The 22,970-nt window shown below is 67.4% G+C and carries 25 protein-coding genes; 6 read left to right on the top strand and 19 right to left on the bottom strand.

Going from position 1 to position 22,970, the window contains the following annotated elements; translation table 11 throughout:
• The first annotated feature begins 90 nt into the window (after positions 1-90).
• Complete coding sequence (locus ACOGI4_RS11690) at positions 91-906, top strand: 2-keto-4-pentenoate hydratase (RefSeq protein WP_419841838.1); 816 nt, start codon at positions 91-93, stop codon at positions 904-906.
• 28 nt (positions 907-934) lie between these two features.
• Here the strand turns inward: ACOGI4_RS11690 and ACOGI4_RS11685 are convergent, their stop codons facing one another.
• The 7 genes from ACOGI4_RS11685 to ACOGI4_RS11655 all read right to left on the bottom strand — a co-directional run bounded on the left by ACOGI4_RS11685 (position 935) and on the right by ACOGI4_RS11655 (position 6,351).
• A complete protein-coding gene (locus tag ACOGI4_RS11685; protein WP_419841837.1) occupies positions 935-2,380 on the bottom strand; it encodes an AAA family ATPase in 1,446 nt (481 codons plus the stop codon).
• Between the two features lie 150 nt (positions 2,381-2,530).
• Positions 2,531-2,917, bottom strand: coding sequence for a RidA family protein (locus ACOGI4_RS11680; protein ID WP_419841836.1), 387 nt, complete (start codon positions 2,915-2,917; stop codon positions 2,531-2,533).
• Between the two features lie 69 nt (positions 2,918-2,986).
• Positions 2,987-3,274 carry a DUF1330 domain-containing protein gene (locus tag ACOGI4_RS11675; RefSeq protein ID WP_419841835.1) on the bottom strand — a complete coding sequence of 96 codons (288 nt, stop codon included), beginning with the start codon at positions 3,272-3,274 and terminating at the stop codon, positions 2,987-2,989.
• A gap of 38 nt (positions 3,275-3,312) precedes the next feature.
• The gene (locus tag ACOGI4_RS11670) at positions 3,313-4,236 is read right to left on the bottom strand and encodes a TauD/TfdA dioxygenase family protein (RefSeq protein ID WP_419841834.1); all 924 of its coding nucleotides are present in this window, start codon (positions 4,234-4,236) and stop codon (positions 3,313-3,315) included.
• Between the two features lie 79 nt (positions 4,237-4,315).
• On the bottom strand, positions 4,316-5,104 hold the full coding sequence (locus ACOGI4_RS11665; RefSeq protein WP_419841833.1) for a maleylpyruvate isomerase family mycothiol-dependent enzyme: 789 nt from the start codon (positions 5,102-5,104) through the stop codon (positions 4,316-4,318).
• Between the two features lie 70 nt (positions 5,105-5,174).
• The gene (locus tag ACOGI4_RS11660) at positions 5,175-6,086 is read right to left on the bottom strand and encodes a TIGR03619 family F420-dependent LLM class oxidoreductase (RefSeq protein ID WP_419841832.1); all 912 of its coding nucleotides are present in this window, start codon (positions 6,084-6,086) and stop codon (positions 5,175-5,177) included.
• 70 nt (positions 6,087-6,156) lie between these two features.
• Positions 6,157-6,351: a hypothetical protein gene (locus ACOGI4_RS11655; protein WP_419841831.1), complete on the bottom strand. Its 195-nt coding sequence runs from the start codon at positions 6,349-6,351 to the stop codon at positions 6,157-6,159.
• A gap of 85 nt (positions 6,352-6,436) precedes the next feature.
• On the opposite strand from ACOGI4_RS11655, the gene msrA reads away from it, so the two are divergent.
• Both msrA and ACOGI4_RS11645 read left to right on the top strand, forming a co-directional pair.
• Positions 6,437-7,021, top strand: a complete 585-nt coding sequence (gene msrA / locus ACOGI4_RS11650) for a peptide-methionine (S)-S-oxide reductase MsrA (RefSeq protein WP_419843143.1) — start codon at positions 6,437-6,439, stop codon at positions 7,019-7,021.
• 176 nt (positions 7,022-7,197) lie between these two features.
• Positions 7,198-7,422, top strand: a complete 225-nt coding sequence (locus ACOGI4_RS11645; RefSeq protein ID WP_419841830.1) for a hypothetical protein — start codon at positions 7,198-7,200, stop codon at positions 7,420-7,422.
• A gap of 12 nt (positions 7,423-7,434) precedes the next feature.
• On the opposite strand, the gene ACOGI4_RS11640 is transcribed toward ACOGI4_RS11645, so the two are convergent.
• The 10 genes from ACOGI4_RS11640 to ACOGI4_RS11595 form a co-directional block, all read right to left on the bottom strand.
• A complete protein-coding gene (locus tag ACOGI4_RS11640; RefSeq protein WP_419841829.1) occupies positions 7,435-8,016 on the bottom strand; it encodes a phosphatase PAP2 family protein in 582 nt (193 codons plus the stop codon).
• Positions 8,013-8,462 carry a LysM peptidoglycan-binding domain-containing protein gene (locus ACOGI4_RS11635; protein ID WP_419841828.1) on the bottom strand — a complete coding sequence of 150 codons (450 nt, stop codon included), beginning with the start codon at positions 8,460-8,462 and terminating at the stop codon, positions 8,013-8,015. Before ACOGI4_RS11635 ends, ACOGI4_RS11640 begins: the two co-directional genes overlap by 4 nt.
• A complete protein-coding gene (locus ACOGI4_RS11630) occupies positions 8,459-8,791 on the bottom strand; it encodes a LysM peptidoglycan-binding domain-containing protein (RefSeq protein ID WP_419841827.1) in 333 nt (110 codons plus the stop codon). Before ACOGI4_RS11630 ends, ACOGI4_RS11635 begins: the two co-directional genes overlap by 4 nt.
• A 3-nt stretch (positions 8,792-8,794) precedes the next feature.
• Positions 8,795-9,694, bottom strand: coding sequence for a type I methionyl aminopeptidase (map, locus tag ACOGI4_RS11625; protein WP_419841826.1), 900 nt, complete (start codon positions 9,692-9,694; stop codon positions 8,795-8,797).
• Positions 9,695-9,913: 219 nt separating this feature from the next.
• Positions 9,914-11,197 carry a CaiB/BaiF CoA transferase family protein gene (locus ACOGI4_RS11620; RefSeq protein WP_419841825.1) on the bottom strand — a complete coding sequence of 428 codons (1,284 nt, stop codon included), beginning with the start codon at positions 11,195-11,197 and terminating at the stop codon, positions 9,914-9,916.
• A 12-nt stretch (positions 11,198-11,209) separates the two neighbouring features.
• Positions 11,210-12,007: an enoyl-CoA hydratase/isomerase family protein gene (locus tag ACOGI4_RS11615; RefSeq protein ID WP_419841824.1), complete on the bottom strand. Its 798-nt coding sequence runs from the start codon at positions 12,005-12,007 to the stop codon at positions 11,210-11,212.
• 23 nt (positions 12,008-12,030) lie between these two features.
• Positions 12,031-12,462 (bottom strand): HIT family protein, encoded by a 432-nt coding sequence (locus ACOGI4_RS11610; protein WP_419841823.1) that lies wholly within the window; start codon positions 12,460-12,462, stop codon positions 12,031-12,033.
• Between the two features lie 9 nt (positions 12,463-12,471).
• Positions 12,472-13,485, bottom strand: coding sequence for a type I pantothenate kinase (coaA, locus tag ACOGI4_RS11605; protein ID WP_419841822.1), 1,014 nt, complete (start codon positions 13,483-13,485; stop codon positions 12,472-12,474).
• 41 nt (positions 13,486-13,526) lie between these two features.
• Positions 13,527-14,783, bottom strand: coding sequence for an NAD(P)/FAD-dependent oxidoreductase (locus tag ACOGI4_RS11600; RefSeq protein ID WP_419841821.1), 1,257 nt, complete (start codon positions 14,781-14,783; stop codon positions 13,527-13,529).
• Between the two features lie 4 nt (positions 14,784-14,787).
• On the bottom strand, positions 14,788-16,962 hold the full coding sequence (locus ACOGI4_RS11595) for a VanW family protein (protein ID WP_419841820.1): 2,175 nt from the start codon (positions 16,960-16,962) through the stop codon (positions 14,788-14,790).
• 140 nt (positions 16,963-17,102) lie between these two features.
• Here ACOGI4_RS11595 and ACOGI4_RS11590 point away from each other — a divergent pair, with 140 nt between their 5' ends.
• From ACOGI4_RS11590 to ACOGI4_RS11580, 3 genes are all read left to right on the top strand, one after another.
• Positions 17,103-18,020 carry an SDR family oxidoreductase gene (locus tag ACOGI4_RS11590; protein WP_419841819.1) on the top strand — a complete coding sequence of 306 codons (918 nt, stop codon included), beginning with the start codon at positions 17,103-17,105 and terminating at the stop codon, positions 18,018-18,020.
• Positions 18,021-18,128: 108 nt separating this feature from the next.
• Complete coding sequence (locus ACOGI4_RS11585) at positions 18,129-19,010, top strand: MaoC/PaaZ C-terminal domain-containing protein (RefSeq protein ID WP_419841818.1); 882 nt, start codon at positions 18,129-18,131, stop codon at positions 19,008-19,010.
• A 671-nt stretch (positions 19,011-19,681) separates the two neighbouring features.
• A complete protein-coding gene (locus ACOGI4_RS11580; RefSeq protein ID WP_419841817.1) occupies positions 19,682-20,719 on the top strand; it encodes an RCC1 domain-containing protein in 1,038 nt (345 codons plus the stop codon).
• A 64-nt stretch (positions 20,720-20,783) separates the two neighbouring features.
• Here the strand turns inward: ACOGI4_RS11580 and nucS are convergent, their stop codons facing one another.
• Positions 20,784-21,443, bottom strand: coding sequence for an endonuclease NucS (nucS, locus tag ACOGI4_RS11575; protein ID WP_419841816.1), 660 nt, complete (start codon positions 21,441-21,443; stop codon positions 20,784-20,786).
• A gap of 4 nt (positions 21,444-21,447) precedes the next feature.
• Positions 21,448-22,467 (bottom strand): MBL fold metallo-hydrolase, encoded by a 1,020-nt coding sequence (locus ACOGI4_RS11570; protein ID WP_419841815.1) that lies wholly within the window; start codon positions 22,465-22,467, stop codon positions 21,448-21,450.
• Positions 22,468-22,970 lie beyond the last annotated feature (503 nt).

The raw sequence follows: 22,970 nt of genomic DNA, 5'->3' as shown, positions 1-22,970 counted from the left end.
GCAGGTGCCGCACAAGCCGCAAGCGCAAAGGCAGACGGTGGCGCGCCGACAGCGGCGAGCGTCCCGTAACGACAGCGATGGAGTCCGGACATGGCGATGACTGACCAGCAGCGACGTGAAGCAGCGGCTGCGCTGCTTCACGCCGAGAACACCCGCGAGTGGATCGACCCGATCACCGACACCTACTCAGGCGCCGACATCGAGGACGCGTACGCCATCGGCCAGTACGTCACCGACGCCAAGGTTGCGGCCGGTCGCGTGATCAAGGGCCACAAGGTGGGCTTGACCTCCAAAGCCATGCGCTCCACCACCGGCGCCACCGAGCCCGACTACGGAACGCTGTTCGACAACTGGTTCCTCGACGAGGGCTCGATCGTGCCCGCCTCCATGCTCAACGCGCCGCTGGTGGAGATCGAGCTCGTGTTCGTGCTGAAGTCCGACCTCGGCGGTCCCGACACCAACGCCATCGACGTCATTCGGGCCACCGAGTTCATCCTGCCCGCCGTCGAAGTCGTGGACCGGCGCTACAACCGGCGCAGCACTCAAGCAGGCGTGGTGGACAGCATCGCCGACGCCGCCTCGTGCGGGTTCATCATCGCGGGCGGACGTCCGACCGAGCTGACCGACGTCGACATTCGCCACATCGGCGGGGCGCTGTACCTCAACGGCGACTTGGAGGAATCCGGCACCGCCGCAGCGGTCATGGGCAACCCGCTCAACTCGGTGGCCTGGCTCGCACGCAAGCTCGACGAGTTCGGCGTGGCCATGTCCGCCGGCCACGCCGTATTGTCGGGCTCGTTCATCCGTGCCCGCACCATTGGTCCAGGCGATGCCGTCGTGGCCGACTTCGGACCCCTCGGTCAGATCAGCTTCGGCATCGGTCCCGTCGATAGCAGCGACGACTGAGCCAACTCCTAAGGCAGAGCGGACACCGTCAGCCTGCCCCCGGATACAGGTCGTCCAGCGTCCAGCAGACCGCCCTGCGGCGCGGCTCGACGACTTCGCGGAATGAGTCGCTGAAGCCGCTCGCCGATACGAAGTAGAACGCAGCGTCGGCCTCCAGTGCCTCGTGGGCCCAGCCGTGGCCGCTGTCGGCGAGTCGCTGCAGCGCATCGACATGTGTGAGATAGGTGCGCGCATCGGCCGGACGGGAGCGGAACTTCACTGATCCGGTGATCACGGCGCCATTGAGTGTGCGGCCCACAAGGTCGATCTCCACGTGCCGTCCAGTGCGGTCTCGGCCGCTCCAGCGCTTCCAATCGGGCACCGCAGGAAGCTCGCGCTCCGCGCCCCAGCGCTGGTATGCCTGTGCAGCGACATCCTCGAAGACATGTTGGCCGACGTAGGTCGGCCACTGCTGAGGCATGACGTGCGTACGCCACACCTGCTCGGCGCCCGCGGTGGCGATCGCCGACTCCAGCGGCAGCGTGATGCCGTAGTAGAAGCGCTCAGCCGGGTCAGCGAGCCGGTAGCGGATGCCGCGGTCGGTGCCGAAATTTGCAGACGCGGAGAGCATCGAGAGATCGACCAGGTGCTGCAGCTGATGGCGGATCGTCTCCCTCGAAACACCGATCGAGGCCGCGATGCTACCCGCAGTCGGCCGACCCACGCCGACGCTTGCCAGGATCGCGCGGTAGCGGGCCACGTTGCGCAGCCCTTCTTGCTGCTCGATCGCCGAATGCACGAGATGTCGGACAGACCCTGAGTCCGCCAGCAGCCCGCTGACGATGTTCTGATCGAGCGCCAGCGAACTGTCGATGCGCGCCAAGTATGCGGGCATCCCCCCGAACGAAGCATACGCGCCTACTTTGTCGGCTGCCGCGAACTGCGGCACCATCTGGCCGGCGTCGAGATAGTCGAAGGGTGTCAGTACCAACGACGCGTCGAGCCGTCCGTACAGCGGTGATCCGCCGCGTTCGAGTTCTGCCAGCAAGGACAATGACGAACCCGACAGCACGAGCAGCAACGGTGCAGTTCGCCGTTGCTGTGGCAGCTCCCACACGGCGTTCAGCTCCGAAGTTACTTCGCGGAGGCCTCGCGAACCCTCGGAGAGGTACTGAAACTCGTCGATGACGATGACGGTAGAAGCATCGGGTCGCAGGCTGAGCAGCATGCCGAACAACGTGCGCCAGGTGGGGTAGTCATCGGCGCGTAGCTCAGTACCGGACCAGCGGGCCGCCTGATCGACCAAGGCGCGTCGGTTGACCTGAGCGCCAGTGTCGGAGGCGATGTAGTAGAGGACCCGTTCAGCCGGCCAAAGACTGTTCAGCAAGTACGTCTTGCCGACCCGCCGTCGCCCCCGCACCAGCGCCAAGGCGAACCGGCCCGAATCGGCCAGCTCTCGCAAGTGCTGCGCCTCTGCCTCTCTATCGATGAGCATGTCGTGTCCTGCCGGTTCGGGACTCGTCGCGGAGCGAGGAGCGCGCTGCCCCGGCGCCGAGCATGAGTCACGTGCGTGTTCACGCAAGTGTACCTACGCGTAAGCATGATGACGCGTAGGTATGACTACGCGAAGATGACGCTGTGCAGGTCAGTCTTGGACGTAGGCGACGAAGGTGCAGGAAATCTGCGCGGGCCCGCCGCCGGGCACCTTCATGTTGTGCCGCGCCGGCCGCGACACCGGGTCAGGGAAACGCTCCAGCCACGGTCCGTTCAGCGCCGGCCGCGATGCCGCCGGGTCGGTGACGTAGAACGTCATCTTCGCCATGTCGTCCCATGTCGCCCCGGCGCCGTCGAGCATCTGGCCGACATGAGTGAACAGGTTCTCGATCTGCTCTTCTAGGGAGTCGGGGATGTCCCGGCTGCCGGGAGTCGTCGGCGGGGTGATGCTCGATACCACCAGCGGCCCGATCCGTGTTGCGGCGGGAATCGGGTTCGCATGCTGGAAGCTCTCGATCTCAATCGACCTGCGGCTCATGGCGCCCTCCTCCTCGGATGGGATGCGGCTTCTCGGACACGCTGCCGCCAACGGGATGCGGCCAATGGGCTAGACGCCTTCGACTGCCATCATCTGCATGTCGGCGGCTCCGGCTCGGACCTCGCGGGCATGACGGTACTGCTCGGAATCGTAGAACGCCTTGGCTGAGTCCATGTCGGGGAATTCCAGCACGACGATGCGGCGGTCCTCCTCGGGGCCCTCGAGTGTGAACGACTCGCCGCCGCGCACGATGAATCTTCCGCCGCTCGCCGCCGCAGCGGCAGGCGACAGCGCCTTGTACTTCTCGTACTGATCCGGGTCGGTGATTTCGACCCGCGTGATGACGTAGGCAGTCACGATGCTCCCTTCGACTCGCCGAGTTCAGCCCCCGGAGTTCAACCTCCCGAGTTCAGCAACGCGTCGCGTTCGTGCCGGAACCTCAAGGACTCGGCGCTGTGGTTGAGCGCCAGCTCGGACTCCGGCTCGCCGGCGATGCGCGTGTGCCACATCTTGCGGGGCTGGGTCATGTCGAACGGCACGCCTTGATGCATCAGCCGGCGGTTGTCCCAGATGACCGCTTCGCCCGCGGTCCAAGCGTGCTGGTAGACCCTCGGCGGCACGCAGGCCTCGGCATTCAGCCGGTCCAGCAGGGCCTCGGACTCGGCCGGATCCATGCCGACGATGTCATGCGCGTGACGGCCGATCAGCAGGTTCGGCCGTCCGGTGTCGGGGTGGACCTTCACCAATGACCGCAGCGACACGTCCATGTCGTGGTAGCCGTACATGCCGTAGGAGCCGTCGTCACGCCGGCGCGGCAACAGACCCATGCGGCCTTGGCTGTAGTACAGCGAGTGGTGAGCCTCCAGCGAGTGAACCAGCTCGCGGTCCGCAGCCGGCAGCGCTTCGTACGCAGCGCGCATGTCCGCCCAGCCGGTGTCGGCACCGTCGGCGGGCACCAGCTCGGCGGTGAACACGGCCCCTTTGGCTTGCAGCGGCATGTAGGTGCTGTCGTGGTGCCAGCCCCAGTTGCCCTTCAGCGACTTCACCAAGTCGTCGCCGGCGTCGTGGTGGACCTTGCCGTCTTTGCTCACGTTCGAGATGGGCGCTGCGCTGAACTCGAGGTTCCCGAAGCGCTCCGCGAACGCATCCTGCTCGTCGTTGGTCAAGAACTGATCCGGGAAGATCAGCAGGGCGTACTCGAGCCAAGCCTCGTGCAGGGACTCGAACGTGGCGTCATCGATGGAGCGGAGCTCGATGTCGCGTATCCAAGCGCCGAAGGTGGCATCGAGCGGCTCGATGTTGAGTGTGACCGCAGCCATGGCCGGATCGTACCACTGGCCCTAGTCCCGTTTCAGCCCAGTCCCGTTTCAGCCCAATCCCGCTTCAGCCGCCGGCCGGCTACATGGTGAAGCGCAGGTTCCGAGCGGCGTGCGCGCCGATCTCGGCGTCCCCGGACCAGCGCACCAAGCCGGCAGCGATCGGCGCCTCGGGGTCGATCCGCCCGCACGCGAGGTCCATGAAGGCCATCGAGTCGCAGTGCAGCGTGACGGTCGGGTGTTCGACATCGTCCACCTCGCGCGCCCGGCCGTCCACCAGCACAGAGATGTCGCGCTCCACTGCACCGGTGATGTCGAAACGCATGGAGTCCCCGTCGGCCAGCCCCACCTTCTTGCCGACGATGTAGCCGATCGACAGGTGAACTTCGTCGAGCGCCATCTCGGCCGCGGGGCCGCCGTTGTCGGTCGGCATGCTCAAGGGGGTGCGACAGTCGCGCTCGTGCATCCAATGGTCGAACTCTCGGATCGCCATGAAGCGGCCATAGGTTCCCGGCCCCACCGGTGTGATCGACGCTCGGTCGAAGACCTCCGGGTCGAGCGCCTCGAGCTGGGCCGCACGGGCCGCCCACACCTCGGCTGCCAGCCCCGCCAGCTCCGGCCCGCTCATGGCCATCGCCGTGGAGACGTAGCCGGCGACCTCGCCGAACGGCGGGGGTGTCTCGGCCGATTCGGGCAGCCAGCCCGACAGGGCCTGCTCCACCGACACCTGATGTGCCAGCACGCCGTGAACCGTCCAGTCCGGGCAATGGGAGGGCACCTGCCACTGGTCGCCTTCAAGCGAGCCGTAGAGCTCGTTGCAGCTCGCCCAGCAAGCCTTGAGGTTGTCGATGATCAGTTGCGGTTGGCTCATGGTGCTGTTTCCAGGGTTGTCCAGTGTCGTTCCGGTGTCGTTCGACGGTTTCGGGCCCTCGCCGCGGAGATCAGCCGGTCTCGGCTCGGATGCGCGCGGCGATCTCGCCCAAGCGTTCGATCATGGCATCGACCGAGCGGGCGCCGGCCTGGAAGACGGCGGTCGCGTTCACCGACGTCCAGTCGAACCCCAACGCCGCCACCACAGCGGCCCGCTCGCCGATGAGGTCCAAGTCCCCGTAGAAGCCCTTGTCGGCCTCCGTGCGCGGTGGCGGGGCCAGCATCAGCTGCATCCCGATGGCGTCGGGATCGCGCTCGAACTCCTCTTCGGCCCGGCGGCGGATCTCCGCCACGGCCTCAAGCGCCCGTTCGTCGCTCACGCCCGACGCCATCCACCCGTCTCCGGCACGGGCCACACGGCGCAGCGCTGCCGGGCTGTCGCCGCCGATCCACAGTGGAAGAGCGGCGCCTTGAGGAGACACCGGTTCCATGCCCATGTCGTGGCTTTGGTAGTGCTCGCCGGCGAACTCGATGCGGCCGCCGGCCCAGTAGGTCCGCAAGAGGTCGATGGCTTCGTCCATGCGTTTGCCGCGGGTGCCGAAATCCTCCTCGAGTGCGTCGTACTCGGAGTCCTGCCAGCCCACCCCGATGCCGAGACGCACCCGCCCGCCCGACAGGGTGTCGAGCGTCGACACTTGCTTGGCGACCAGCACGGGCTGGCGCTGCGGCAGCACGAGGACTTCCGTGGCAAGCGACACGCGTGTGGTTACCGCCGCCACGCTGGACAGCAGCATCAGCGCCTCGAGGATCGGCATCTTGGCGGGGTAGATCGTCGTGCGGCCCTTGCCCGGGTGCCCCATCACCACATGGTCGAACACGGCGATCTCGTCGTAGCCCATGTCCTCGATGGCTCGCGCCAAGTCGAGCACTCGCTCGGGGCCCTCACGGAACGCGATGGACGGGAACACCACAGCGACCTTCATGCGGTGTGCTCGTCATGCATGCGCGCATCTCCTCGTGCAGGCGCGGAGTCGTAGGCCTCCGGCACTGGAATCAGTCGGCACCGCAGGGCAGGCCGACCCTAGCTGTCCCCGGCGTCAGCAGGCGTGCGTAGCGGCGTTCTCGGCAGCCTCCGGCTTCGACGACGCTGGTTGCTACCTCCACCTCGCCCAGCGTGCCCGACGACCCTGGCGCTCTTCGGCGGCCAATACCCTCGTTCGGACCCGAGAGCAGTAGCGTCTGTGCCACAGCGGAAGGACATGCCGTGGCGTTGTGGTCGAGGAAGCTCGAAATCCCCGATGCGCACGCGGCGCTGCCCGGGCGCAGCCAGGCGATGCCGGTGGCGCCGGCGCACACCGTGCTCGAGACGCCGATGACGCCGCCGTTCCCCGCCGGATTCCGGAGCGTCCTGGTCGCCATGGGCTGTTTCTGGGGCGCCGAGCGCATCTATTGGCAGCTGCCCGGCGTCTACACCACCGCCGTGGGGTACGCGGGCGGCACCACGCCGAACCCCAGCTATGAAGAGGTGTGCTCCGGCATGACCGGACACGCCGAAGCGGTGCTCGCGGTGTTCGACCCGGCAAAGACCAGCTACGAGGCAATGCTCAAGGCGTTCTGGGAGGGCCACGACCCGACCCAAGGGATGCGGCAGGGAAACGACGTCGGCACGCAGTACCGATCCGCCATCTACGTTGCAGACGAAGCCGAGCGAGAAGTCGCCGTCTCGTCGAGGGACATCTACCAAGCCGTGCTCGACCGTGCCGGGCTCGGCCGCATCACGACGGAAATCCGCCTCGGGATCCCATTCTTCTATGCCGAGGACTACCACCAGCAGTATCTGCACAAGGTCCCGTGGGGCTACTGCGGGCTGGGCAGCACCGGCTTGGCTTGTCCGGTGGGCGTTGCAGTTGCAGACTGACACCGTGGCCGGCGACATCGTCTGCCTCTTGGCCGGTGCCGGCGGTTGTGTGACGCGTCGGCGAACTGGGTGACCTGACTGAACTGACGGTGGCAGGCGTCGGGCGCAAGATAGGGTGCAGTTCACAACCGTCAACGTCGTCAGGGCAGATGTCGGAAGCGGGGGAGGAACCACGAGTGACCGAGACCACCGAACCGACTCGGACTGCTGAGCCCCGGATCATCACCGATGCGCTGGAAGTCATCGACCATGCGCTCGGAGACTTCTTCAGCCGCGAGCTGGTCTCGTCGGTCGAAGTCACCGACGTGCTGCTCGATGTGCGGACGCTGCTGCGACGCGGCGACGAGACCGCCGATCTGCCGGCCGCCTCCAAGACCCAGCAGGACGTCGCCCGAGCCTGACCCGGTGACAAGTCAGCGCTGCAGCAGCCGGCAGGCCAGCTGCCCCATCGCTTCGCCGAGCACAGCGCCGGCGATGACGTCGCTGGCGTGATGCAAGCGCACATGGATGCGCGAAGCGGCCACGACGGCGGCTGCCAAGCGATAGGCAAGCGCCCACGGTGACCCGCGCGACAGGACCGCAGCGGCAAAAAACGCCGCTGACGCGTGACCCGACGGAAAGCTGGAAGTGATCGGCTGGCGCAGGCGGTGACGGGTCGGGTTCTGTGCCGCAGTCCCCGGCCTGCGCCGCGCGAACAGCCGCTTGACGCCTTGGTTCACCACCAGCGACTCGAGCGCCATGAGCGCGCTGAAACGCAGCGCATCGGCGGCCTCTCGGCGCGGCCCCAGTGCTCGAATCGCCCCGAGCACGTGCCACAGCCGGCTGAACTCGCCGACATCGGAGGCGCCGTACATCACCCGGTTGAGCAGCCCGCGGTTTCGCAGCACTTCCCACCACTCGTCGACAACGGCGTCGAACCGTGCCAGCTGACGTGCCGGCGCCCCTCGATCATCAGCAGCGTCGAGGTTGTCCGGGTCGGGCGACGCCGCGGTCATGGCGATCTCGGCAGCGTGATCGGCGGTGCGGAGGTAGTCGGCAGCAAGGGCGGGAGAATCGGATCGGTGGCAGGAGCGACGGTCAGTGCCGGACCCGCCGCGGCGTCCGGCGGCGGCGGGATCATCAGGATCTGGCCGACGTAGATCACGGTGGGGTCCGCGATGTTGTTCGCTCGCACGAGATCGTTGAGGTGAATGCCGTGCCGTTCGGCTATTCGTATCAGCGTGTCGCCGCGTACCACCGAGTACCGGGTCAGCCTCGGCGGCTCGGTGGTGGAGGCAGGCGCCTCGGCAGCCGGCTGAGTAGTCATGGGCGGGCTGCTCGCCGCTGACGCTTCGGTTCCGGTCGTGCAGCCGATCGCCAAGCTGCAGCTCGCAGCGAAGATCGCCAACGTCGCCAAGCACTGGCGCAGCGCGCCGAGCATCGTGACGCTGGGTCTCGTCACGGGGAACCCTGGCCGCCGACAACCGTCGGTGGGATCACGAGTTGCTCCCCGATTCGAAGCAGGGTGTCCTCCTTGCCGTTCTCGTCCATCAGCGCTTCGACGGTGACGCCGAAGCCGACGGCGATCTTGCCCAGCGTGTCGCCCGGCTGGACGACGTAGATGCGGCGCTGCGGAGGCGGAGCGGCGAGTGTCGTCGTAGTGAGCTGCGGGCGCAGGGTGGTGAGCACAGGGAGCGTCGTGGGGATCGGCTCCGCCTCGGGTTCGGAGTTGCAGGCGCCGATCAGCGCCGCCGCGGCCACGAGAGCCCCAGCAGCACGCAGGCCACCCATGGCTCAGCCGATGTCGGCGCCGGCCGTGCTGAGCTGCCGGGGCCAGGTGCTGGAGTCCAGCTTGTTCGCGACGTCGCCTGAACGAAACGGCTGCGGCTCGTCGTCTTCCACCGTCAGCAGCTCCGCACCGTCATCGGTCACCAGCACGGTGTGCTCGAACTGGGCGGTGCGGCTGCCGTCAGCGGTCGGCGCCGTCCAGTGATCGCTCCAGATCTTGCCGACCCGCGGCACGCTCCCGCCGCCCCGCCGCACCATGGCGATCATCGGTTCCACCGTGAAGGTCATGCCTTCGCGCAGCGCCGTGCGCGCAGCAGCGTCGTAGTAGTGGGGAATGTTGGGCAGGCTGTGGAAGACCTGACCGACGCCGTGACCGATGAACTCGCGGATCACGCCGTAGCCCTCGGCTTCGGCTCGAGCCTGTATGGCGCGGCCGATGTCGCGCACTTCGGCACCTGGCCGAACCGATGCGATGCCGTGATACATGGCCTCGCGGGTGACCTCGACGAGCCGTCGCGAAGCCTCGTCTGCTTCGCCCACCAGGAACGTCTCAGAGTGGTCACCGTGTACGCCGCCCAGATAAATCGTCACATCGCAGTTCACGATGTCCCCGTCGCGCAACGGCCGATCGTCGGGAATGCCGTGGCAGATGACCTCGTTCACCGAGGTACACAGCGACTTCGGGAAGGCATCTGAGCCGTCGTCGAGACCCGATGAGTGCGGACCGGGGTATCCCAGCGGGCTTGGGTAGCCGCCTTCAGCGATGCAGGCGTGGTGACAGACCTCATCGAGCCAGTCTGTGGTGACGCCCGGGGCAATCTCGGCGGCTATCTGAGCCAGCACCCGCCGAGCCGCGCTGCCGGCACGCCGCATGGCGTCGACCGTGGTGCCCTGAGCCAACTGCACGCCGTTGGGCTGTGGACGCGACGCTGCGGCGAGCGCGTACGGAGGCCGCTCAATGGCGGCCGGTACCTCGCGGCGTGGTGATACGGCACCTGCAACGACCGGCCGGAAGTTCGCGGAATTCGAATTCGAGCGCACAGCCGGCATCCGACGCTTGCGCCTGCCCATCGTGGCCACGCTACCGGCGGGCACGCACTCTGCTGTGACGCGCCCCTCGCCGGATCACTCTGGGCGGTGCTCGGGCGACGAGTCTCGTTGCTCGGCCAGCTCTGCTAGGACTTCGTCGTTGTGTTCGCCGAGCTTCGGGGCGCGTCGGTAGATGCCCGGAGGTGTGGCACTCATGCGAATCGGCGGCGCGATCTGCACGATCGGCCGGCCGGCTGGTTGATCGACGGCCACGAGCATGTCGCGAGCGGCGACATGCGGGTCGGCGAACAGGTCGGCGGGATGATTGACCGGGCCGCATGGCACCTTGCCGCCAATGGCCTCGAGCACCTGTGCGTTGGTGCGCGACCCGGCCCACTCGGTCAGTGTGTCGATGATCTGGTCGCGGTGATGGAATCTCGCACGAAGCGTGCGGGTCTCGTCTGCGTGCGCCCATTCCGGCCGCCCGATGGCGACAGCCAGCTCGCGCCAGTGGTTGTCGGTGGGCGCGCCAATCGCCACCGCGCCGTCGGCTGTCGCGAAGACGTCGAATGGCACGATGTGCCGGTTTTGGTTGCCGCTGGGCGGGGTGTCGGGCTTTCCCATGACGCTGTAGCGGGTGACACCGACTTCGCAGAGCGCCATCACCGCGTCGACCATTGACACGTCTACGAACTGGCCCTCGCCAGTTCGCTGTGCGTGAAAGAGCGCTGCCAGCACGCCCATGGCACCAACGGTGCCTGGGTAGGTGTCGCCGATGTAGGGACCCACGACATGGCGGTCGTCGGGGCCGCTGCCGTTCGCTGAGACCATTCCCGACATGGCCTGGGCCACCACGTCATACGCCGGCCAGTCCACATAGGGACTCTCGCCCGAACGCGGGTCGCCGAATCCGCGGATGGCACCGTAGACCAGCCGCGGATTTCGTTCGTGGAGCACTTCCCAGCCCACCCCGAGCGCGTCCATCACCCCGGCGCGCATGTTCTCGACGAGCGCGTCGGCGGTGTCCACCAGCTGCAGGAACTGCTCGCGTTGTGCGTCGTCGGTCAGATCGAGTGCGATGCCCCGCTTGTTGCGGTTGTAGTTCGCGAAGCCCGCGCCGTAGTGCCGTTCGGTGTCCTCTCGCGTGAACGGCGCCATCTTGCGGGCGATCTCGCCTCGCGGTGGCTCGACCTTGACGACATCGGCGCCCAAGTCGGCGAGCATCATCGTCGACCACGGCCCGGCCAGTGCGTGCGTGCAGTCGATGATGCGAACGCCTCGAAGCGGGCCGGCGTTCGCAGCTGCCATCGGGGCCGCCCGCTCGTGTGCGGTCAGGTGCCGATCATCCGGCGATGTCATCACGTCGTCTCCGGGTTCCATGCGGCGCAGCGATCAGGCGAAGTTCGGGCGGCGCTTCTCGACGATGGCGGCATGGCCTTCCCGCGCATCGGCGCCGTCGAAGCCCAGCATCTCCAAGGCCAACGACGTGTCGAAAATCGGCCCAGCCATTCGCATCCAGTTGTTGAGGCTGTACTTCGTCCACCGGATGGCGCTCTGGCTTCCCTTGGCGAGCTTGCGGGCCACGGCAAACGCCTCATCGATCACAGCGTCGTCGTCGACAGCTTTGCTCACGATGCCCATGTCGTCTGCCTCGGCGCCGGTGATCGTGTCGCACGTCAGCAGGTAGTACTTCGACTTCGCCATGCCGCACAGGATCGGCCACACAATCGCTGCATGGTCGCCCGCAGCGACGCCGAGCTTGGTGTGTCCGTCCATGATCCGAGCGTTGCGGCCGGCGATCGAGATGTCGGCCATCAGGGCTGCTGCCAGACCTGCGCCGACAGCGGTGCCTTCGATGGCCGAGACGATGATCTTGGAGCAGTCGATCATGTTGTGGACGATGTCCCGCGCCTCGCGCAGCGCGCGTTGACGCGTCTCGAAGTCGTCCATGATGTCTTGGATCATGTCGAGGTCGCCGCCGGCGGAGAAGGTGCCGTCGGCGCCTCGAATGACAGCCACCCTCGCGTCAGGATCGGTGTCGACGGCGCGCCAGACGTCGGCCAGCGCCAGATGCTTGGCCGCGTCGACTGCGTTCAGCCGGCCCGGCGTGTCGATCACGATCTCGAGCACGCCGTCGTCGTCGGGACCGGTGATGTCGAGCGCGGCGAAGGCTGCGTAGCGGTTCTCCATGGCGCCCGAAGCTAGTAGTTGAGCTAGCGGTCGGCCGCGCCGGCCACCGCGGTCGCGCTCAGCAGCCGATATGCCGGTTCGATGGTGCCTCTCAGCGCGCGCGTCCGCTCCGACGGACGCAGCAGATGGTCGCGCCCGTAACGCGGGACTACGTGCATGTGGAAGTGAAACTGGGTCTGACCGGCTGCACGGCCGTTGTTGTTGAGCAGGTTCACGCCTGCCGGCCGCAATCGTTCGCGCACCAAGCCGGCCACTCGTCGTGCTGCGCGCATCACGTGCGCAGCGTCCGCGTCGTTCAGCTCCCACACATCAGTCACATGACGGCGAGGAATGACGAGGCTGTGGCCCGCCGTCATCGGCAGTCGGTCCAGGAACGCAATGGTGTGCTCGTCCTCGTAGATGCGCCACGCAGGCGTTGAGCCCGCGACGATCGAGCAAAAGGTGCAACCGGGCATCCCCACTGCTCAGTGGTACCGGAGTTCGACGTGATCGACAGCGTGATTGCGACCCTTGGCGAGCACCAGGTCGGCTCGAGCCCGGGTCGGCAGGATGTTCTCCTGCAAGTTGACGAGGTTGATGGAGCGCCAGATGGTGCGAGCCACCGCGTCAGCTGCGGATGCCGGCAGCTCCGCGAACTGGGCGAAGTAGGCGGTCTGCTCGCGGAACACGGTCTTGCGCAGCTGTTGGAAGCGCTCGACGTACCACTCCTCGAGGTCGGCGGCATCGGCGTCCACATAGATGGTGAAGTCGAAGAAGTCCGACACGAAGGGCGTGCTCGACGGAGGACCGGTCTGGAGCACGTTGAGGCCTTCCACGATGAGGATGTCCGGCTGGTTGACGATCTGCACCTCATCGGTCACGTCGTAGAGGTTGTGCGAGTAGACCGGTGCAGCCACGTCGGGATCGCCGCTGGATATCCGCTGCAAGAATTCGCGCAGCTCGCCGCGGCGGTAGGACTCAGGAAAGCCCTTGCGCCCGAGGAGGCCGCGTGCGGTCAGTTCGGCATTGGGCAGCAGGAATCCGTCGGTCGTAATCAGGTCCACCTCGGGATGATCGGGCCAGGAGGCCAGCACGGCTCGCAGGATGCGTGCGGTCGTGCTCTTGCCGGCTGAGACGCTTCCGCCGATGCCGATCAGGTACGGCCGGGGCGGCAGCACCCTGCCGAAGAAGCGCTCGGTGGCAGCGCGCAGCTGACGCTTCGCGCCAAAACGCAGGTTCAACAGCCGCGACAACGGCAGGTAGATGTCCCGCACCATGTCGAGCGTCACGGGTTCCACGAGGCCGGCCAGTGCTTCGAGTTCTGCCTCTGTCACCGAGAGTGGCGTGGCATCGCGCAGCTTCGCCCACTGTTCGCGGGTGAAGCTGCAGTGCCGGTCCTCGGCTTCGTGCCCCAATGCGCTGTCGGAAGATGCCTGGCCGACTGCCGGCGCGTCGACTGCCGGCATGTCGGGCACGGTGGTGTCGGCGCCGGGTGTCACCTGCCTAGCTTGGCCAGCGCGGGGCCTCGTCTGCAACCGGGTCAATGCGCCGTCGCCGACATGGGCGTGGAACTGAACGCACCTCGCGCTCTGGCCATGCCGGGATGCCAACGCCGCGGTGTCGCTGCAGCGGCTCGCGGGTAGTCCTCGAACATCCAGCGAGCGAACTGCCGGCGGGTCCAACCAGACCAGTCCACCGCCCGCAGCGACGCAGCGGCCAAGCCTTCGTGAGCCAGGATCCGGCTGAGGCTTCGCGCCAGTCGGTGGTCCAGTGAGAACCCGGCCGACACCTCGCGCGCGTAGCGAGCTGCCACGCTGCGCGGCGGGCCGCCGCGTGCGATCGCACGCGCCGCGATGCGCCCCATCCCCAGCGCTTGCCCGATGCCTTCGCCGGTCAGCGGGTCGGCGGCCCCAGCCGCATCGCCGCACAGCAGCGATCGTCCACTGGCAAGCTCCAGCTCGCCCAGGCGCGCCGGTATCGGCCACGCCCGCATGGGGCCATCGGGCTCGCTGGCGCCGAGCACGCTTGCGATGTGGCTGCGCTCAGCGAGGCCCGCCCAGACCTCGGCGAGCTGCTTGCCCGACAGCGTGCCAGCTCCGTCGGCAGTGTCGTGGCGGTTGCGGGGCACGCCGAAGCCCAGGTTGACCCGGCCGTCGCCCACGGGGAACGACCACGCGTAGCCGGGCAGCAGGTCGGGTTCGAACCACACCCACATGTCGTGCGCCGCGTCGCCGTGTGAACGCAGGTAGCCGCGGAGTGCGTGCCAATCGCCGCGGTAGCGATGCGGGCCGATGCCCAGCGCCTTGCGCACAGCGGAGTAGACGCCGTCGGCGCCGATCACGAACCGGGTCGCTACCACGCTGCCGTCGCTGAGTCGAACCGAGGTCGTAGCGGTCGATGCATCGGCGTTCGCGAAGCTGTCGAAGGCGACGCCGAGGCGAACCTCGGCTCGCGCTGCGACGGCGAGGTCCATGAGCTGTGCGTCCAGCTCGGCGCGCCGGCACACGCTTGCGAACAGTCCGCGGCCCGTCGGCAGCGGCAGCCGCATCACTCGTCCGCGTGGCGCCCGCACGCACGCGGCCGTCACCGGCTTCCACGAAGCCAGCAGCTCGGGCCGGACGCCGAGCGATTCGAGCTCGCGCAGCGCGAGTGCAGTGAGGCCGTCGCCGCAGCACTTGTCTCGTCCTCTGGCTGCCCGATCGATGAGCAGCACGTCGAGTCCTGCTCGGCGGGCCCAGACCGCCGCAGACGCGCCTGCCGGGCCGGCGCCCACGATCACGACATCGACGGCTGACATCGGTTCAGGAGTCTTCGCCGTCGCTGCCATCGTTCGTGTCGTCGCCGTCGTCGCCGCTGTCGTCGGTCGCGCCGTCGCTGCCATCGTTCGTGTCGTCGCCGTTGGTCGCGCCGTCACCACTGTCGTCGGTCTTGTCAGTGCCGTCGTCGTTCGTGTCGTCGCTGCCGGTGCCGTCCCCGGTGCGGTCATCGCCGCCGTCGGCGCCCAGCGTGCTCAGATCGACGCCGAGGCACGGATCGTCCGGATAGCGGGGCGACGCTGACGTGCGCTCGCCGGGTTGTTCGACGCACTCGAGCGGCGGACATTCCACCACCGACCCGTCCGCACGCGTCGTGCCGTCGTCGACCATGGCGCGTTCGGAATCGCCGGAGTCTGGGGTGTTCTGCGGCGACTGGCCGTCTGCGACCGGCTTGGCGGGTGACAGCAGCGGATCCACGCACTGCCTCGGAACCGAACGCGTACCGTCGCAGTTGCGTCCCGGTTCGGGCCGATAGCGGGCTCGGAAGGTGTCAGTCTCCACGGTGCCGTCGGAGAACACCCGCGTTCGGTCCGTGCTGACTCGGCGGCAGAACTCCTGCATGACCTCGGTCGGCTCGCCGATGGTGACCGCAACGTTGCGGGTGGAGTACAGCTCGACCGTGATGGAAGTGTCGGTGTAGGTCGGCCAGATGAGCAGGCCGTAGGGGGTGGGGTTCGTGAACTTGAGATCAGGCTCCGGGTAGGAGATGGTGGGGTCCAAGCCGTACGGGTAGCGGCTGAGATACAGCGAGTGCGTCTGGTACTCGTCGATGGTCATGCCGGCGCGGATCAGGGCATTGAAGATGGTGGTGGCGAACTGCGACACGCCGCCGCCGATGTCGTCGACCAGCACGCCATGGTGAATGAAGCCGCCTTCGACGAAGCCCCGCTGCGCGGTGCGCCGGCCCACATGATCGTTCAACGAGAGGCTCTGGCCGGGTTCGACGATCGCTCCGCGCATCAGATCTGCGAAGCGATGAATGTTCTTGACTCGTCCTTGGCAGCACGCGTGCTTGGTGGTGTAGCGGCCGACGACTTCGGCGATGCCCAGCGATTCCAAGAGTGCCTGCTCTTGTCGGCTCACCGCCGGGCGCGGCGGCAGCGTCAGCGGTCCGGCGACCCGAGCCCGCAGCGCCTCCTCGATCACGGCGGCTACCTCGTCGGCACAGCACGCGACGCTGCCGTCACCGGCGACGACGGTCGGCGTGCCGTTGACCACCGCCATGGCGGCGGTCGTGGACGGCGCCGATGCGGCGGCGAAAGCTTCCTCGACGTACGACCCCACTTGTGCCTGGTCGAGCGAGATCGTCGGGGGCGTCGCCGTCGTGTCGAGCTGGAGCCACCCGGCGATGGTGTTCATGGTGAGATCGTGGGTCGAGGTGCCGTAGGCGAGCACGAGTTCGTGCCCGTAGCGGCTGTGAGCTGCGTTCACCGCCTGTTGCAGCTCGGGCGTGTTGACGAACGGTTCGCCTGGGATGAGTTCTGCGGCGATCTCGATGCGGGGCACTGCGAGCGTGACGCTCTCCAGCACTCGGTCGACAATCGCATCGGTGTCAACGACTTGGCCGGGCAGGCCGAGGTCGACGGCCAACGTGTCGTTGACAACCACGATCGTCGGGGGCGTCGCCGTGACGCCGATGTCTGCGGCGTCGGACAGCGCGGCCCGGGCCGCGGAGCGGTCGACGCGGTAGCGCCGTTCGGAGAACTGAGGGTCGGTCGACCAGCCGACCCACGCCTGGGTCGCGCTGAGGCCGATTTCGGCGCCCGCTGTTCGCAGTTCTCGCACAGCCTCGAAGGTGGCGTCGGGTTCCAGCGCGATGCCCAGGTCGTCCACCGTCAGTGTCAGCTCGCCGACGTAGGTGCGAATCACGACGGGCGTGCTTGCCAGCTCCGCTGCGAGCGCCGCAATGCTCAAGACCACGGCGTCGGGGCTTACCTCGGTCGCTGGCTCGGTCGAAGGAACCGCCGGCGTGTCCGGCCCGGACGGGGCGACAGGGGTCTGCGTCGTTGCTGCGGGGGCCGACGACGCTGCCGGAGCAGTCGCGTCGGACGGGCCGGCGGAGTTGGCGATCGTCAGCACGGCCGCGCCGAGCCCTGATGCAGCCAAGATCACAGCCGCCGTGATGATCGACCAGCGAGGGGCCCACGTCGGCCAATGCACGAGGGTTGATCGTAGGGGTCACATATCGGCTGCGGACAGCGCTTCTCGCGTGCGATACTCCACGCCGCGGCAGTGGCCTAGCCGGCCGCGCACACGCGCCGTCGCACCTTGACGGCGACAAGACAAGGACAGAGGACATTATGAGCAAGCTGTGCGAGGGTCGGGTTGTGATCGTGACCGGAGGTGCTCGAGGCATCGGGCGTGAACACTGCCTGATGCTTGCCGAGCACGGCGCCAAGGTGGTGTGCAACGACCTCGGTGGTGCCCGAGACGGCACCGGGGCAGATACCGGGCCTGCCGATGACGTGGTGGCCGAGATTGCCGACATGGGTGGACAGGCGGTCGCCAACGGTGACGACGTCTCCGACTGGGAAGGCGCGCAGCGCTTGGTCAATCAGGCCATTGAGACCTTCGGCGACCTGCATGCGGTGGTGAACAATGCGGGCATCCTGCGCGACCGGATGCTGGTGAACATGACCGAGGCCGAGTGGGATGCCGTGATCCAGGTCCATCTCAAGGGCACGTTCGCGCCGGCGCGCTGGGCCAGCACCTACTGGCGTGAGCGGGCGAAGGCCGGCGAGCAGATCAACGCGTCGATCGTGAACACCACCTCGGTCTCGGGCATCTACGGCAATCCGGGCCAGACCAACTACGGCGCCGCAAAGATGGGCATCGCGGCGTTCACCATCATCGCTGCCCGTGAGCTGGCGCGCTACGGCGTTCGGGTCAACGCGGTCGCCCCGGGAGCGCTGACGCGCATGACTGAGGACTTGGGCATGGGCCAAGCCTCCGAGGAGGAGCAGGCCCTGATGCATCCTCGCTACATCGCACCGATCGTGACCTGGCTGTGTTCCGCCGATGCTGCCGGCGTCACCGGACGGGTGTTCGAGGCCTCCGGCCAGCTGCTCGCAGTTGCGGAGGGCTGGGAGCGCGGTCCCACCATCGACACCATCGACGATCCGACGAAGATCGGCGACGCAGCACGTGGGCTGGTGCGCGAGGCTCGCCTCAACAGCGGCATGAACGGTGAACCGGCAGACGGGGGCATCGCCGGCTGAGCCGACCGCATCGGCCGGCACCGGTGCCGCCGCGGTGCCAGGTCAAGTGAGAGCGCTGCTGTCGAAGTGCAGGTTCAACCAGAGACAAGACCAGAAAGGCAGACCAACATGGGGCTCAATCCGGAAGCTGTAGGTGCTACCGGCACGCCGACCACGCGGTCGTGGACGTTCCGCGACTCGCTGCTCTACGCCGTGGGCATCGGCGCCGGTGCGGAGGATCCATTCGGATCCGAGCTGGCGTTCACCACCCACAACTCCAAGGACATCGCGCACCAGTCGTTCCCGACGCAGGGAGTCGTCATCGGATTCGGCGCCGGGGGCGCGATGGCTGGTGCTGGAGACATCGACTGGGGCAAGCTGCTGCACGGCAGCCAAGGGATCACCGTGCATCGCCCTATCCCGACCGAAGGCGCCGTCGAGATCACCGACCGCATCGCGGGCATGTGGGACAAGGGCGAGGGGCGCAATGCCATCATCGACACCGAAGCCAGCGCGGTCGACGCCGACTCCGGCGAGATCCTCTTCGAGCTGCGCAGCTCCGTGGTCATCCGCGGCTCCGGGGGCTTCGGGGGCGAGCCAGGGAGCACAGCGCCCTTGGTGAGCGCTCCCGACCGCGACCCCGACTACGAGGTCACCTACCGAACACGCCCCGACCAGGCACTGACCTACCGGCTGAGCGGCGACTACAACCCCTTGCACAGCGATCCGTGGTTCGCCACTGAGCTGGCCGGCTTCCCCAAGCCGATTCTGCACGGCCTGTGTACCTACGGATTCACCGGCAGGGCGCTGCTGCGCACGCTGTGCGACAGCGACCCGGCCCGCTTCCGGTCGATGGACTCGCGTTTCTCAGCGCCGGTGTTCCCCGGCGACGAGCTGACCATTCAGGTCTGGGACGATGGCGAAGGACGCGCCATCTACCGCACGGTCGCTCAGCAGGGCACCGACGAGCAGCGCGTCGTCATCGACAACGGCCTGTGTACCTACGCCTGACGGCGAGGTTGGGCGCGGCTACTGCCGCGTCGGTCGCTGCATTCGGCGTGCTGGTCTCGGCGACGCCGATGGGCGTGCAGGCCCAGTCTGCTGCTGCATTCGTCGCAGGAGCGGAAGCGTGGACCGAGTCCGACTGCCGAGGCGACCTCCCGATTGTGGTCGGAGCCGATGCGTCCGCGCAGTCAGACATCTACAGCGCAATCACGCTTGCAGGCGCGATTGGCACTGACTGCGTCGTGCTCGCCGGCGCACGCGATCGTGTCATGCCCGCGAGCCAACGCGTCCGGCTTGATGTGGCCGCTGCGGGCGGCTACGTCGTTGGAGGGATTGCCGCAGTGCGTGCCGCGAAGGTTGCAGGACGCGACATGGTGCGCGTTGCGGGTGCGGACCGGTGGGCTACCGCGCAGCGGGTGGGTGCTGTCGCGGTTGGCGCCGACCCATCCGGGACTCCGAGAGTGCCATCGAGATCGAGGCTCGTGCCGGTCGAGTCAGCAGGCGCGCACGTCGCTGGCGGAGAAGGCTGGTTCGGTTCCGACTGCACCGGAGCGGTGCCCATCGTGGTTGGCTCAGACGCTGCCGCTCAATCCGACATCTACAGCGCCGTCACGTTCGCAGGGGTCCTCGGCACCGATTGCGTCGTGCTCGCCGGTGCTCGCGACAGTGCCATGCCGATGAGTCAACGCGGACGGTTGGACGATGCCATCGCCGGTGGATGGATCGTCGGCGGCGAAGCTGCAGTCTCGGCGGTCAAGGTCGCCGGCCGGCAGATGACACGCATCGCCGGACTTGACCGATGGAGCACTGCCGACCTCGTCGGTCAACGCGCCCGCACCGCATCCTCCCGCGGCAAGCGGGACACGGAAGACCGCGATGGCCGCGATTCCACATCCAACGACAGTCGTTATGTCGCCATCAACGCGGGCAGCTACCACACGTGCGCGATACGCGTTGACGGCACGCTGGTCTGCTGGGGCAACAACGAACATGGACAGGCCACCGCACCCGATGGCACCTACACCTCTGTTGCTGCGGGTCTTGGTCATTCGTGTGCGATACGCAGTGATGGAACTGTCACCTGCTGGGGTGACAACAGGTTGGGGCAGGCGTATGCACCCGCCGGCTTCTATAGCGCTGTCGCCGCAGGCGCTACCCATTCTTGCGCTATCGGCGCCCTCGGGAACATCGTCTGCTGGGGCTACGGACCAGAAGGACAGCTGGACGCGCCCGAGGACTCCTTTACCCGCTATAGCGCCATAGCTGCCAGCTGGGACTCTACCTGCGCGCTCCCTTCATTCGGCAAAGTCATTTGCTGGGGCGATGTCGGATTCTTGCGTGGACCGCCGCTTTTTGGCAACTTCAGCGATATTGACGCCAACCTCAGCGTCGGCTCCGGACTGACGTGTGCGACTCGTACTCTCGGCGGCATAGAGTGTTGGGGAGGAGGCACCGCGCCCTTTGATATGCCTAGCTTTTTGATCCAGTCCTTCATCGCAGTCGCAGTCGGCGTGAGTCATGTCTGCGCCATAGGCACGGACTCGTTCGCCGGAATAGCCGGCGAAATCTTTTGTTGGGGGCTGTGGCCGTATGATCCGCCCGGCGGCGAGTTCACGGCGATCGCTGCTGGATCAGCCCATGTATGCGCAATTCGGCTCGGCGGCAACCTCGTCTGCTGGGGGCAAAACAGGCTCGGTCAATTGAACCTTCCGTAGGCATTGATGACGGCGACCTTGAGCCTGCATCCGGCGTGCTCACCACGCGGCTGGCATGACATAGCTAGAAGAGCTTGAGGGCGTCGGCGGTGATGCCGCGCAGCTCGTCGTAGTCGAGGATGACGCAGCGGATGCCGCGGTCCGCGGCGAGCACGCGAGCCTGTGGCTTGATCTCTTGGGCAGCGAAGACCCCGCTCACGGGTGCCAGCCGAGCATCCCGGTTCAGGTAGTCGAGGTAGCGGCAGAGCTGCTCGACCCCGTCGATCTCGCCTCGTCGCTTGATCTCGACGGCCAGCGTTGCGCCGTTGCCGTCCCGGCACAGCAGGTCCACCGGGCCGATGTCAGTGCGGTACTCGCGTCGCACCAACACCGCACCGTCGGCCAGCGTCTCAGGACGTGCGGCCACTAGTTCCTGCAGATGGGTCTCCACGCCGTCGCGCACGAGGCCGGGGTCGATCCCCATGTCGTGCGACGTGTCGCTGAGCACCTCGACGAGACGTATCTCCAAGCGTTCGCCGCGGTCGTTGGTCACGCGCCACAGGTCGCCTTCGTGTACGAGACGGTTGGGCGCGTTCATCCAGTTGAGCGGCTTGTAGGCGCCTCCGTCGGCGTGAATGGCCACGCAGCCGTCAGCCTTCACCATGATCAGCCGAACCGCCTCCGGCAGGTGCGCGTCGAGCCGTCCCGAGTAGTCGACGGTGCAGCGAGCGATGACCAGCCGCACGCCGTTACGCGGCCGAGGTCAGCTCGTAGACCGACGTGAGCTTGGGCTCGCCGCCGTCACCCTCGTCGGCAGCGAGCACACGGGCGCGTCCGGTCTCGACCAGGTGCAGCATGTGCGCGTAGACCGAGCCGGCTGCGGGATACCACAGCCGCTTGTCGTAGGCCGCGTACATCTTCGGCACGAAGTCCGCAATGCGGCACGGACCCGGCCGCAGGTGCTCGATGATCTGGCGCTCTCGGTCGTTGCGGTGCGCAATGAACGAGCGCACGTACGCCGCGGGCTCGGGGATCGGGGGGCCGTGAGTCGGCCAGTACCGTTCGTGGTCGAAGTCGAGCAGCTTGGCCAGCGACGCCATGTAGTCGCGCATCGAGCCGTCGGGCGGGCCCACGACGCTCGTTGCCCAGCCCATGACGTGATCCCCGGAGAAGAGCGCACGCTCTTCGAGCAGCTCGTAGCACAGGTGATTCGAGCAGTGACCAGGGGTGTGAACTGCTCGCAGCGTCCAGCCGTCGCCGGCCACGATGTCGCCGTCGACCAGCGCGACATCGGGGACGAAGTCCGTGTCGGCGCCTTCCCGCTTCAGCTCCTCGGGCAGCTCGTCGAGCTCGGCTTGGTACTGCTCCTGCTCGGCGGCGCTGATGTAATCGGAGAAATCGACCCGGTCGTCGGGGTCCAGCCTCCAGACGCCGGCGTGCGGCCCGAAGCCGTAGCTGAGCGCGCCGGTCGCAGCGACCAGGTCGCCAGTGAGCGGCGAGTGATCGCTGTGCGTGTGGGTGACCAATGCGGCACTGACCGTCTCGCCGGGCTCGAGCGCCGCAAGGATGTCGCCCAAGTGGCTTGCCAGCGGCGGCCCGGCGTCGATCACAGCGACCTCTCCGTGACCGACGATGTAGGTGCCGGTGCCGCGATAGGTGAACGGTGTCGGGTTCTTGCAGATGACACGTCGAATCATCGGCGACACCGAGTCGCAGGCGCCGTAGTCGAAGTCGCCGAGGTCTCGGTAGTGCTCGAGGCTTACCGGCACCAGCACCTCCCAGCGATCACCGCGCCTGCGCGGTCATCCCCGCCGCCGGAACAGCGACAGTGGCCGCAGCTGCACCAATCAAGCCCACCGACAATGTGGCACATATTCCACGTCGCGCACGGTGCCAACCACGTCCGCGGGCCCGCGTCTGGTGCGCTTGGCTGCGGGCCGGTCGCGGCATCCCAGTTTGCGGTCTCACGGGCGTGTCTCCGGATAGCGCGGCGCGCTCCACGGCGTCATCTCGCGTCAAACGTCACATTGCGTCGGGCACTGCGTCGGATAGTGCGCGCGAAGGGTAACACCGTCCTCAGAGTCCACGCAGGATTGGGCACTCGGCGCTCCTGCGCGTGCATGCACGGGCGCGTGCCTCGTTCGGCGGCCACGGGAACGGTGGCGCAGCCGGGACAGGTGGCGCAGGCGGGCATGCCGGCGCCGGCGCCCTGGAAACCCGCATGAACTAGGCGTTCGGGGCGCCTGGCCCAGGTGTCAGCCCCAGCGGATGT

Source organism: Candidatus Poriferisodalis sp. (assembly GCF_965205175.1).
In the GTDB taxonomy this organism is placed as follows: domain Bacteria; phylum Actinomycetota; class Acidimicrobiia; order Acidimicrobiales; family Poriferisodalaceae; genus Poriferisodalis.
This window is presented reverse-complemented; position numbering and strand designations above follow the sequence as displayed.

Coding starts and splice junctions, on each gene's coding strand:
- ACOGI4_RS11690 (WP_419841838.1), top strand. CDS start 91: ATGGCGATGACTGACCAGCAGCGACGTGAAGCAGCGGCTGCGCTGCTT.
- ACOGI4_RS11685 (WP_419841837.1), bottom strand. CDS start 2,380: ATGCTCATCGATAGAGAGGCAGAGGCGCAGCACTTGCGAGAGCTGGCC.
- ACOGI4_RS11680 (WP_419841836.1), bottom strand. CDS start 2,917: ATGAGCCGCAGGTCGATTGAGATCGAGAGCTTCCAGCATGCGAACCCG.
- ACOGI4_RS11670 (WP_419841834.1), bottom strand. CDS start 4,236: ATGGCTGCGGTCACACTCAACATCGAGCCGCTCGATGCCACCTTCGGC.
- ACOGI4_RS11665 (WP_419841833.1), bottom strand. CDS start 5,104: ATGAGCCAACCGCAACTGATCATCGACAACCTCAAGGCTTGCTGGGCG.
- ACOGI4_RS11660 (WP_419841832.1), bottom strand. CDS start 6,086: ATGAAGGTCGCTGTGGTGTTCCCGTCCATCGCGTTCCGTGAGGGCCCC.
- msrA (WP_419843143.1), top strand. CDS start 6,437: ATGCCGGTGGCGCCGGCGCACACCGTGCTCGAGACGCCGATGACGCCG.
- ACOGI4_RS11640 (WP_419841829.1), bottom strand. CDS start 8,016: ATGACCGCGGCGTCGCCCGACCCGGACAACCTCGACGCTGCTGATGAT.
- ACOGI4_RS11630 (WP_419841827.1), bottom strand. CDS start 8,791: ATGGGTGGCCTGCGTGCTGCTGGGGCTCTCGTGGCCGCGGCGGCGCTG.
- ACOGI4_RS11620 (WP_419841825.1), bottom strand. CDS start 11,197: ATGGAACCCGGAGACGACGTGATGACATCGCCGGATGATCGGCACCTG.
- ACOGI4_RS11615 (WP_419841824.1), bottom strand. CDS start 12,007: ATGGAGAACCGCTACGCAGCCTTCGCCGCGCTCGACATCACCGGTCCC.
- ACOGI4_RS11610 (WP_419841823.1), bottom strand. CDS start 12,462: ATGCCCGGTTGCACCTTTTGCTCGATCGTCGCGGGCTCAACGCCTGCG.
- ACOGI4_RS11600 (WP_419841821.1), bottom strand. CDS start 14,783: ATGTCAGCCGTCGATGTCGTGATCGTGGGCGCCGGCCCGGCAGGCGCG.
- ACOGI4_RS11590 (WP_419841819.1), top strand. CDS start 17,103: ATGAGCAAGCTGTGCGAGGGTCGGGTTGTGATCGTGACCGGAGGTGCT.
- ACOGI4_RS11585 (WP_419841818.1), top strand. CDS start 18,129: ATGGGGCTCAATCCGGAAGCTGTAGGTGCTACCGGCACGCCGACCACG.
- ACOGI4_RS11580 (WP_419841817.1), top strand. CDS start 19,682: ATGAGTCAACGCGGACGGTTGGACGATGCCATCGCCGGTGGATGGATC.